The following is a 10,658-nucleotide window of genomic DNA, read 5'->3' as shown; positions in this document are numbered from 1 at the left end:
TTCGCAACGGTAGTAGGTGCTTTTGTGGCGGTTCGGATGGTTGATCTGGGGCCGGATGAAGGTGTTTTGGCCGGTATCATGACTGCAGGTTATATTGGCGGCAGTGCCAACACGGCAGCTGTTGCGGATGCCATGGGCAAGCTCAATGATCCCATCATGGCGTTGATAGTTGCGACTGCCTTTACTGTGGGAATTCCTTTTTTGGCGTTCTTGCTGGTTATGCCTGGCATTCGCTGGCTGTGGCAGCTGTTTAGTCCGGTTGTTGAGGCTGATGTGTCGATGCCCGAGCAGGTGATGGTGGCTGAGCGTCAGCAAATTACCGCGTTTAGCCTGATTGGCGCGCTGGCCTTAAGTGCTTGTATCTGTGCATTGAGTATAGGGCTGGCAGAGATCTGTGCCATACCTCCGCTGAAGTACGTATTGATTACCCTGCTCAGTGTCGGTTTTGCCACGCTTATGCCCAAACGGGCAGAGCAGTTGCACGGCCATTACGAGCTGGGGCAGATCTTGATTTACTGTTTCTTTGCCGTGATCGGTGCGATGCTTAATTTTACCCTTGCCTGGGAATCCGGTAGCCAGCTTGTGCTATTCAGTGTCGTAGTGATGGTTGTCCATCTGCTGCTGTTGTCTCTGGGTGGGCGACTGTTTAAGTTATCCGGAGCAGAGCTGGCCGTAGCTTCCAATGCCTGTATACTCGGCGCTCCTACGGCGGCAGCGATGGCGGTTTCCAAGGGCTGGCATAACCTCACTACACCAGCTCTGCTGTGTGGTGTTTTTGGTTATGCACTGGCTAATTTTATAGGGATTTCTTTGTCTGCACTGTTATAGGGACGCGTAGAGATAATGACAGGACATTCGATACCCCAGATTACTAATCTAACCAACAGGGATTGTTCAAAATTTTGTGTCAATTTTGGTTTGTTCAGGCCAGATGAGGTTATAGATCTATGACCTCATCCAGCCGACCTTCAAAGAAGATGGCGAGCTGCGACAGGGTTTGACCCCAGTTGCGGAACGACATCCTCCACTTCTTACTGGCGTTCTCCACACCAAGATACAGTAGCTTTAACAGACTGTTTTCATTAGGAAAAGCGCCTTTGGTTTTGGTCAACTTCCTAAATTGCCTGTGTACGGACTCAACTGCGTTGGTGGTGTAGATAACCCTTCGGATCTCCTCAGGATATTTGAAATAGGCTGAGAGATCATCCCATTTACTGCGCCACGATTTGATCACGATTGGGTATTGCTCACCCCATTTCTCTTCAAGAGCATCTAGTGCGTCCTCAGCAGCCTGCTTGGAAACAGCGCGGTAAACGGGTTTTAGGTCCGCCAGGAACTTCCGCTGGTTCTTCCAGCCCACGTAGCGAATGTTGTTGCGTATTTGGTGCACGATGCACAACTGCACTTCGGTCTGCGGAAAGATCGCTCTGATGGCTTCTGGGAAGCCCGTGAGGCCATCCACGGAGGCTATCAGAATATCCTTTACCCCACGATTTTGCAGATCTGTGAGTACCGACAGCCAAAAGTTAGCTCCCTCAGATTCTGATAAATACAGGCCTAAAACCTCTTTTTTGCCATCCATTTTCAAGGCCAGAACGGTGTAAATAGCCTTGCTGGTGTAACGGCCGTTCTCCTTGACCTTGTAGTGGATCGCATCGAGCCAGACAAAGGGGTAGTGGCTCTCCAGCGGTCTCTGTTGCCACTGTTTGACCTCATCAATGATCTTGTCTGTCACAGCGGTGATGGTGGCGTGGGAGACGCTGATACCATACATCTCCTCGACATATTCATTGATGTCGCTGTAGCTCATCCCTAGCCCATACAGCGACAGAATCTTGTTTTCAATTTCAGTGCTCAGGCTGGTCTCATTCTTCCTCACCAGCTGTGGTTCGAACGTCCCGCTACGGTCTCTGGGAGTGTCAATACGGATGTTTCCAGCCGTAGTTCTCAGGGTTTTAGCGCTCTTACCGTTCTTACGGTTAGGCTCGGTTTCAGCCTCCAGGTGCGCCTCCAGCTCAGCGTTGAGAGCAGCCTCAGTAAGTTGCTTGATCAGTGGGGCCAGGACACCATCTTTACCAGTGATGGCCTGACCAGACTGAATGGCCTTCAGAGCCTTATCGAAGTCGAAATCCTCGGACATGTGTCGTTCCTTTTTTGGGCATTATAGGATTGACACAAAGTTTCGAACACCCTCAACCAACAAATCATCAATTGACTCAACACGAAAAAAACAGAACCATGATTCGAAGCCAACTTTCCAAATTGCTACTCATAGCCACAGTTCTGGTTAACCCATTGCAGGCAGCCACGATCGAATCCTTTTACGGTGAAGGAAGCTTTCAGCAAAAAGACCTGACCATTGACGGCGTTAATCGAAGCTACTACCTATACACCCCAAAAGGTGTCGAAGGCCCATCAAAAACCTTGCTGGTTTTTCACGGTGGTGGAGGCAATGCCAACCTTTCCCGCTTTTATGGCTACGAATCACTGGCTGATCTGTATGGCTTTCGCATTGTCTATCCGCAAGGTATTAACAATATGTGGAATGTGGGGCTTAAACTCCCAAAAATGGCTCCCGACCTAGAGAAGATCGATGACCTAAGTTATTTCGACAACATGCTGGAAGACCTCAATAGCAAAGGGCTGCTTAACCCAGACAAGGTATTTGCTACTGGAAATTCCATGGGCGGCTATATGAGTTTTTATCTCAGCTGCCATCGCACCGATAAGCTAACCGCCATTGCTCCAGTTGTTGCGTCCATGCTGGTAGAGGTAGCCGAAAGCTGTCAGCCGTCCAAACCACTCCCTGTTCTGCTCACTATGGGAACAGAAGACAAGAGTGTGCCTTTTAAGGGTGGCGAATTAGGAGGCCCACAAAATAAGCTTCTCTCTTACTCTGAATCACTCAATTTTTGGGCGAAAGCAAATGGCGTTTTTCAAGCGACTTGTCGCCTCTATCTTTATGAGGCCTTTTGGGGCTCCAAGTTTTCCAACTTCTCTGGGTTCAGCGCTACGGTGCTGATGGGCTCCCAGTTTCTGGTTTCTCCGGACCAGCGCTCTGGTGTCTTGGATTTCGCCGCAGCATAAACACGATTGCGTCGGGCCAATATCTCGCTGTCTTCACCACGATGGCGCTGGGCGGGAGTGACATACTTTATTCGGCTGTGACGGTGTTCATTGTTGTACCCGCTAACGAAGTCTGTAACCCAAGCCCTGGAGTCATCAACGTCCGCGAAACCGTTTCTGGGCCACTGTGGGCAGTATTTCAACGTTCTGAACAACGATTCCGAATATGGGTTATCATTACTCACCATTGGCCTGCTGTGCGACGGCGTAATGTTCAACTCGTACAGTTTCTGTCGCAGTGTTATCGATTTCATAGGCGCGCCATTATCTGCGTGTAACACCAGAGGTTTGTGGAAGCATTGTTCTTTGAATACCGTTCTCTGAATCAACGCTGCCGCTAACTCGCCGGATTCTTCAGTATGAACCTCCCATCCAACTATCTTGCGGCTATAGATGTCGATAATCATGTACAGATAGAAGAATTGCCCACGTACGTGTGTCGGCACGTATGTGATATCCCACGACCAGACTTGATTCGGCCCCGTAGCAAGGTGTGTCGTTGGCATTGTCACCTTTCTTGGTGCCCGGCTCCGGCCTCTATGAGTTAACTGGCCTTCCTCTCTAAGTACCCGATAGAAGCACGATTCAGAGGCAATGAAAACGCCTTGGTCAGCCAGTTTCGGTACAATTTGCACTGGTGATAAACTGGCATACTCGGTCTGGTTGCATACCTCAATGATGGCCGCACGCTCCTCAGGAGTGAGTTTATTTCTGGGTTCTTCGCGCTTCGCTCCTGGTCTGCCGTCGGGTCTCACTGAACAGCCAACTTCCCAGCGTTGAAGCGTACGGATCGATATACCTAAAAGATCGCACGCGCGCTTTCTACGGGCCCCAGCATCACACGCCTCATCCACCCAGCGCTTTACCTTTTGCCGCTCTGAGTGCGGGATCAATCGTCCTCGCTTTCCTCCCAGAGGGCGTCTAACTTTTTTTGTAAAACCAGGAGGGCAGCCGTCTCTGCCAGTGCTTTTTCTTTGCGCTTTAGTTCCTTTTCGAGCTGTTTGACCTTCTTTTGTTCTTTTTTAACCTGCTGTTGCTCAGATCTCTGGCGCTGTTTGTCGGATTGTTGCCCCCGGATAAACTCCTTCTTCCACTCCGATAGCTGATCTGGGTACAGTCCCCGCTCACGACAATATTGACTGACCTCAGCTTCAGTCAGGCTGGCAGTCTCGACAATACAGGCGAATTTTGCCTCTGCCGACCATTTATCTGAATTACCGTTACCGGGCACAACCAATCCTTCATCAATACGAGCTTGCTTTCGCCAAGTATACAGGGTGGCATCCGAAATGCCTTCCTCCTCAACCAATCTCGATACCGGAACCGGATCTGGCCCCATCATTTTCTTGATAATCGACTGCTTGCGCTCTTCTGGATAACCGCTCACTCATACCTTCTTTCCGCCCCGGTGTGGATATTTCTATGGGTTAAAAGAGGCGACAACCATCCTGACACAGGGGGGTTGAGAACTGCTACTAATGTGGCTATACCAGACAAAGTAGATGTAAAGGAAGAAAAACGCTTTGCGTCTGAAGCAGTACCCTGTACCTGGGTATGAAGTGATGCGCTTTTAGATAAAGAGGGGAGTGAATTCCTTTAACGGAAAGGATGACAAGTGACTTTTCCGTGCCAGCTGTGCAGATCAGGAAGTGCAGAAGTCTCATCCCTCTAAAATACCGGCTTACCGAATAGTTCCTTAAAAGGTTTTAAGCACAAACGAAGTGCACAAACCCTGAACAGTAATATTCAAGAGGTGAACATGGATATCCAAGACTTGGGTGGCTTTGCCGCAATGGTCGTTCTGTTGACGATTATGCCAGGCCCCAACGGGGCGCTATTGTTAAAAACGGTTCCTCAATTTGGTCGACCGGCGGGTTTTTTAAATCTAACTGGTATTATATCAGCGTTCGCCGCTCATGGGGCTATTTCAGTGCTGGGTATATCAGCACTCATTCTCAGTTCATCAAAAGCGTTCTTGATTGTAAAACTACTCGGGGCGCTCTATTTGTTGTATCTGGGGGGGAGTTCACTTTGGCAGGCGTTCTCCAGGGCGCAGGTTCCCGTACCGAGCGGTGAGCCGGTTCAGGGCAGAAATAGCGTATCTGGAAGCAGAAGGCTCTTTCTGGAGGGCTTTTTGACAAATCTTTTGAATCCTAAGGTGTCGATGTTTTATCTGGCGGCTTTCCCCCAGTTTATTTCACCGGAGGGCAGCCCGGTTACTGAGTCGCTGGTTATGGTTTTGATTCATTCAGTGGTCGTGATCGCATGGTTTTCATTTATCATTGTTGCGCTGGGGGCTGTTTCCGGGGCGGTAACTTCTACTAAGTTTAGAAGGGTAATACAAGGCTCAACGGGCTCCATCATGCTGTGGTTTGGTTATCATCTACTAACTTATCAACAATAGCGAATGAGCACGCTTTAGGCTATCTTTACACCACTGAAGAGTTTACTTGTTGGCGTGCGAGGGTAATAGATGGCCAATACAGAGGACAAGGTTTCCCCCTTTAATGCGGGCTTGGACCCCAGTCCTCCTCTGCTGCCAGATGAGTCCAGGCCGCCAGAACTACCTCTGAATTTTATCGATGATCTGGCGCTAAAGGTCCGCCAGGCCCAGGCCAGGCCTCAGGGTGAGGCTCCAGGGTGGGTATGGCGGCAGAGTTGCGATGGCGCCGGCGTTCGTTTTGATTTTCGGCCTGAGTTCGGGGAAGGCTTTTCCGAGGTGGTTGATCTGGGCAGCGGGGTATTTCTGCGTTTAAGGAAATCGATTCATCCAGCACCGTTCGCCGTCTGGAGCCGCCACGAAGGGGATGTGATTTTCACACTGGCACTCAGTGGTGGTCTGCGTATGGCCACTTATGGACAAGGGGGTGGGTGGGTGTGGGCACCCGCCGCAATGTGTGGTTTCAGTCCCAGTCGTATCATGATGTATTCAGAAGTGGCCGCAGGTGTAGATATTCATTTGGTATCTCTATTGTTTCGGGATGTAAAAGCTCTCTCCAGCTTTGGATTGCCCCCGTCACGTGTTTCCACAGAATTCTTTTCGCAACTATCAAAGAACAGTAACGCACAGATGTTCTGTGAGCCGACTGCTGATGCTCTGCGGGCGGGTAAGGAAATTATTGACTGCAAATTTCAAGGCGCGTTAAGAAAGCTGTTTTTCTCGGGTAAAACCCGAGAACTTGTCTGTCACATCATATCCAGTCGTGTTGTTGCGGATAGTGTCGGTCAGTTTTCATGTGAGACCACGTTGGATAGCCGGACGATTGCTCAGCTGGTGCATGCACGTATCGATATGGATCTGTCTCGGCCAGTCAGTGGCGAAGAATTATCCAGGGATATTGGTGTGAGTCGCAACAGATTGATGAAGTGTTTCAAGGCCGAATACGGACTCACAATTGGCCAATACAGCCAGCAGGTACGTATGGCATACGCTGAGAAACTCCTGACCCAGACCTCTCTGCCCATTACTGAGATTTCCTTTAACATTGGTTACGATAAACCGGGGAGTTTCACTGATGCATTTCGCCAGCATTTTGGCATATCCCCCTCCATGTGCCGTCAAAGCGCCGGTCACGGATTTGCGGGGGATACAGCAGAAGAACCTGAAAAATAGGGTTGCTAGGGCTTTTCGCCTAAAAAAGCCTTATTCTTGGTGGCTCTTTCCCCTAAACCCTCCGATGTAAGGATAAACTCTTCTCTTTTTCTGTGTTTATTTGGAAAGTCCAATAAAATCAATGGCTTAGATATAGTTCTCACCGTTGGTGGTGCGGGGGTACGACTCCGCTAAGTGCTGAATTCGCCAATAAAATGCTCTTTGTGATTTTGCGGCATAGGCGGTGCATTTCGGGAAGCAGGTATTTTTGCATCCGCTAATATCACCCTATCCCGGCTCCATTGAAACTGATGGGATTCCCTGGAAAATCAACCCAAGGTGATATAAACCAATAAGAATGTATGAGGAGAAACGAATGAAGACGCAGCTCAATTTAGTCTCTGCTTTGGCGCTAGCCGTATCTAGTTATGCGAGTTCCAGCGAAAATAATTTCGTATTGGAGGAAATAACAGTAACCGCTGAAAAAATTGGCGCCAAAAGCGTTATGGATACCGCTTTTTCAGTGACTGCGATAAAGGGCGAGGACCTGGAAACTCAGGGTATTGTGTCTATGGCTGACGCGCTGGCGGTTAATCCGGGTGTCTCTGTTATCAAACTACTGGGGTCCTCAAATACGGTGCAGATACGCGGAGTGTCTTCTTTAGCCGGAGATGCCACTGTTGGTTACTATCTGGATGACTTGCCCTATACACAAGTAGGGCAGGGTTTTGTACCTGACCTTAACCCTTACGACCTGGAACGTATGGAGGTGCTGCGCGGTCCCCAGGGTACGCTGTATGGCGCTAGCTCCCAAGGGGGGACCGTACGTATTCTCACACACAACCCCGAGCACAATGAATTTGCATTGAAGGCCAATCTTGGGTTATCCACGACCGAGGGCGCCGCCGATAATTGGAAGGCCCAGGCAGCAGTGAATATCCCTCTGGTAGAGGACACGCTCAGTGCTCGTGTAGTGCTCTCAAGCATTGATAATGATGGTTATATAGATTTACCCCTAACTGGCGAAGAAAATTACAACAACAGCAAAGATGAAAGCTACCGTGCCAAGCTGCTATATACCCCGAGCGATGCATTGACTCTGCGCCTGTCTGCTTGGCACGTTGAAACCGAAAGTTCTTTACCCTTCGGTGATGAAAACTACGAGTTTTCGCCCATTTATCCTATCTTTGACGGCCTAACGGGTTTGCCGGTTGGCGTCGCACCGGTGGCGGCAAAGGACCTGGTGGATAACAGTGAGTTTGATCTTTACAACGTCACCGTTGAATACGAGTTTGATGCCATTTCGCTTTACAGTACCACCTCATTGATCGAAGTGGACCAGGACTACCAGAGCAACTACCTGGGAATAGGGCAATTTCAGTTGCCATTGGAGAATCGGACGCTTAATCAGGAGTTGCGTATTGCTTCTACAGGGCAAGAGGCTCTGTCCTGGACCGCGGGTCTGTTTTATATGGATGCACAACAGGAGCAGGGAATTATTTCCGGAACCTTCCTTGACGAAACTTCCTTTGCGATTCTGCAGGGTTTTGACCCAAGCTTGACCAACCCATTATTGAGTACGGTACAAGAACGTGAAGCGACCACCGAACAATGGGCCGTGTTTGGAGAAGCCCATTACCAGATCAGTGATGCCTGGGAAATCACTCTGGGTGCCAGGTACTTTGAAGACGAGCGTGAGGAAAAAGATCTGGAGCCGGGTACGGCGGCGTTTCTGGACTTTGTTGGTGTTGGCGCCAGTCGCAGTGAAGAGTTTGACAAGCTAACCGGGCGAATTAACCTGTCATATACGCCTGATAACGACTCGCTCTACTATCTCAATATTGCCCAGGGATTTCGCAGCGGTTCCGCTCAACAGGGTTTTGGTTTGATGCTGACAGCCGGTACCGGTGCAGAGCCACCGCTATTTGCCAAAGAGGAAGATCTTATCAGTTATGAGCTGGGTGCCAAACTTAGCTTTATGGACGATGCCCTGGCAGTGGAGGCGGCGCTTTACTATCTTCAGTGGGAGGATATTCTCACGATCTTAAGTGTCCCTCATCCCACGTTCGGCAGTGTGAATTTTGTCGATAATGTGGGTGAGGCTGACGGTTTGGGCTTGGACCTGAGTTTGTTGTATCGAGGTGTTCCGGGCTTAACCCTACAGTTGAGCGCCAACTTTAACAGCACCGAATACGGTGAAGACTTGCCCTCTGCCAATATCCAGGATGGCGACACGGTGAGCCAGGTGCCTGAATCTACCTACACGGCGTCGGCTGCTTACCAGTGGTCATTGGGCAATTCAGGTCTGGATGGCTATTTCTATATGGCCTACCAGTACGCGGACAGTCGCCCAGACTATACCTTGGGATTTGCACCGACAGAGTCGGATGACATGGGGTTGCTTAACGTCCGTATTGGGGTGGAAGCAGAGACTTGGTCGGTGTTTCTCACTGGCGAGAATCTGCTGGATGAGGATGGTGAGGTGAGCAATATTGCATCCAACGCGCCGTTTGGCTTGCCCGCCAATCGCACCCGCCCCCGCACAGTCGGTGTGGAAGCCAGCTTTAACTTCTAAACAAAATCTTAATAGTCCTATAACCCATGTGTTACTTACGGGCCCTAAACGAGGGGCCCGCCTTGCGCAAAATATCGGTACTCACCGATCTTCGAGGTAAATAGTTTTATGGCAGAGGCATATATCATCGGTGCATTTTCGACCACCTTTGGCAAGAAAATGGACCAGAGTTACAAGGCCTTGACGCGGGAGGCTTACGCGGGTGTTCTGAGGGATGCAGAAATGTCGGATGGTCAGGATATCGCGTGCTCCTGGTTTTCCAATAACACGCTTTATCGTAATGGTCAGGCCTCCATCGGCGGCCAGGTGATGTTTACGCCGCTGGTACGTGAAGGGTTATTTCCTGAACATGTTGGCATGATCAATGTCCACAATGGTTGTGGCAGTGGCAGCTCCGCTTTTCGGGGCGCTTACCTGGATGTGTTGTCGGGTCAGGCGCCTTTATCTCTCGCCATTGGCGTGGAGAAGATGCTCGATGCCAATCGTTCCGCTGAAGAAACGGCAGAAATGTTTATGGGGGGCATCGATCGATTTGATCCCGAAGAGTGGCAGGTCTATTACCGTGCCGCTGGAGAGCAAGCACAAAAGCCCTTTGTTGTGCCCAAAGATCGTTCCATGTTCATGGATACCTACGCCATGCAGGCCGCCTGGCATATGCACCGCTATGGCACTACCCAACACCAATTGGCGATTGCCGCAGCCAAATCGCACAATTTTGCTGCGGAGAATGAGCGCGCTCAATATCGATTTACGTTAACACCGGAGCAGGTGCTGGAAGATCGTGAAGTGTCCTTCCCCCTGACTCGTGCCATGTGCGCACCCTTGGGAGATGGTGCAGCAGCGCTTCTGGTTGCTTCTGGTGAATACCTGAGACATTGCCCCCCTTCGGTACAAGAGCGGGCGGTACGGATTGGTGCTTGTGAAATGAGTGGTGGTAAATACCGGGCTTTGGATGAACCAGGTTTGACGCGTTATGCGGCGCAGCGAGCATTTACCCGTGCAGGTGTGACGCCGGCAGACATCGATGTGGCTGAAGTACACGACGCCAGTTCCTTCTCCGAAATTTACCAGCTAGAAATGTTGGGCTTTTGTCCGGAGGGGCAAGGCGGTCGATTTATTGAAGAAGGTCGTGCCCACCTGGGGGGGGATCTTCCGCTTAATACCTCGGGGGGACTGGTGTCAAAAGGACATCCAGTGGGAGCTACCGGTGTATCCATGTTGTGTGAACTGGTAGAACAGTTGCGCGGTGAAGCCGGTACCCGACAGGTAGAAGGCGCTCGCTTGGCGCTTGCCGAAAACGGTGGCGGTGTTATTGGTTTTGACGAAGCGGTTGCCTTTGTGACAATTTTGGAAAGGTCCTGACGA

At 50.3% G+C, this 10,658-nt stretch carries 7 protein-coding genes; 5 read left to right on the top strand and 2 right to left on the bottom strand.

Going from position 1 to position 10,658, the window contains the following annotated elements; translation table 11 throughout:
- A partial coding sequence (locus tag HBA55_RS35410) for a DUF819 family protein (RefSeq protein ID WP_167000568.1) occupies nucleotides 1-828 on the top strand: 828 nt, incomplete at its 5' end.
- Nucleotides 829-937: 109 nt separating this feature from the next.
- Here HBA55_RS35410 and HBA55_RS35405 read toward each other — a convergent pair.
- Together HBA55_RS35405 and HBA55_RS35400 are read right to left on the bottom strand one after the other, a co-directional pair.
- Nucleotides 938-2,140, bottom strand: coding sequence for an IS256 family transposase (locus HBA55_RS35405; protein WP_167000566.1), 1,203 nt, complete (start codon nucleotides 2,138-2,140; stop codon nucleotides 938-940).
- An 820-nt stretch (nucleotides 2,141-2,960) separates the two neighbouring features.
- Nucleotides 2,961-4,513 (bottom strand): IS3 family transposase gene (locus HBA55_RS35400; protein ID WP_420821521.1). Its coding sequence is split into 2 segments (ribosomal slippage): nucleotides 2,961-4,051 and nucleotides 4,051-4,513, totalling 1,554 coding nucleotides; the frame shifts between segments, so codons are not numbered across the junction.
- A 372-nt stretch (nucleotides 4,514-4,885) separates the two neighbouring features.
- Between HBA55_RS35400 and HBA55_RS35395 the strand changes: the two genes are divergently transcribed.
- From HBA55_RS35395 to HBA55_RS35380, 4 genes are all read left to right on the top strand, one after another.
- Nucleotides 4,886-5,530, top strand: coding sequence for a LysE family translocator (locus HBA55_RS35395; protein ID WP_167000564.1), 645 nt, complete (start codon nucleotides 4,886-4,888; stop codon nucleotides 5,528-5,530).
- Nucleotides 5,531-5,599: 69 nt separating this feature from the next.
- Nucleotides 5,600-6,739 carry a helix-turn-helix transcriptional regulator gene (locus tag HBA55_RS35390; RefSeq protein WP_167000562.1) on the top strand — a complete coding sequence of 380 codons (1,140 nt, stop codon included), beginning with the start codon at nucleotides 5,600-5,602 and terminating at the stop codon, nucleotides 6,737-6,739.
- A gap of 355 nt (nucleotides 6,740-7,094) precedes the next feature.
- Complete coding sequence (locus HBA55_RS35385) at nucleotides 7,095-9,293, top strand: TonB-dependent receptor (RefSeq protein WP_167000560.1); 2,199 nt, start codon at nucleotides 7,095-7,097, stop codon at nucleotides 9,291-9,293.
- A gap of 108 nt (nucleotides 9,294-9,401) precedes the next feature.
- The gene (locus tag HBA55_RS35380) at nucleotides 9,402-10,655 is read left to right on the top strand and encodes a thiolase family protein (protein WP_167000558.1); all 1,254 of its coding nucleotides are present in this window, start codon (nucleotides 9,402-9,404) and stop codon (nucleotides 10,653-10,655) included.
- The last annotated feature ends 3 nt before the right edge of the window (nucleotides 10,656-10,658 follow it).

Source organism: Pseudomaricurvus alkylphenolicus, from assembly GCF_011683955.1.
GTDB classification, from domain to species: domain Bacteria; phylum Pseudomonadota; class Gammaproteobacteria; order Pseudomonadales; family Cellvibrionaceae; genus Pseudomaricurvus; species Pseudomaricurvus alkylphenolicus.
This window is presented reverse-complemented; position numbering and strand designations above follow the sequence as displayed.